Origin of the sequence: Pseudoalteromonas sp. NZS11_1 (assembly GCF_015864275.1) — a bacterium.
GTDB classification, from domain to species: Bacteria; Pseudomonadota; Gammaproteobacteria; order Enterobacterales; family Alteromonadaceae; genus Pseudoalteromonas; species Pseudoalteromonas arctica.
This window is the reverse complement of sequence record NZ_JADYXK010000065.1, coordinates 1-912: the sequence shown is the minus strand read 5'-3', so window position 1 is coordinate 912 and position 912 is coordinate 1. Positions and strand designations below refer to the sequence as shown.

Here is a 912-nt window from a genome sequence, read left to right as displayed (position 1 = left end):
TGCCGTTGCCGGTAATATCGGTGCTGTTACCTGCCACATCGCTAATACTTGCTTCGATGCTATATGGTCCTTCTGCCAGTGCAGTCGGTACTTCCACTGAGAAGTTGCCATCGGCATCCACAGTGGTCGTAAAGGTTTGTGTATTGCCTTGATCGTCCACCACGGTGAAGTTAATAACGGTGCCTTCAACGGCATCGCTTGTGCCGCTAAGTGTCGGGGTGATGTCGCTACTTGAGCCTGGACTGGTAAGTACAAGTGTCGGTGCAATGGTATCTATTTCACCAGTGCCTGTGGCAGTGGCTTCGTTGCCTGCGGCATCGCTCACACTGGCGCTCACTGTAAAGGTGCCTTCAGCCAGTACTTGCGTGGCTGCTACGCTCCATGTGCCATTAACCCCTAATGTGGTCGTTACGGTATGAGTAATATTATTACTGTCGGTGATTTCAACGCTTACGGTGCTACCTTGTGGCGCATTCGCTGTGCCGGTGATCGTAGGTGTTGTGTCATCAGTCACTGTTACATCATTTACGGCAATATTAGGAATGGTCGTATCCACTACACCATTTTCTGTTGCTGTACTTGTATTGCCGCTTCCATCTGTAACACTCGCTTCAACTTCATAACTGCCTTCAGCTAAGTCAACAGGAGCTTCAACACTCCAGATACCGTCTGTAACAGTTGTTTGTACCGTGTTTGTTATGTCATTACTGTCCGTGAAGCTGACGGTGATAATAGTGCCATTTGCTGCACTGCTGGTACCGCTCACATTCGGCGTTGTATCATTTGTATCCATTAATGCATCAATATTAATACTCGGTGCATTGGTATCCAATGTTGCGCCTTCACTTAACGTGGTGGTATTGCCTGCACTGTCACTGACGCTTGCTTCGATAGTGAGTGGACCATCAGTTA

The 912-nt window shown here is 48.4% G+C and carries 1 protein-coding gene; it reads right to left on the bottom strand.

Features of this window, described 5'->3' with window-relative positions; translation table 11 throughout:
* Positions 1-912, bottom strand: a 912-nt coding sequence (locus I6F44_RS19505) for an Ig-like domain-containing protein (RefSeq protein ID WP_197174411.1), incomplete at both ends; no start/stop codon positions are given.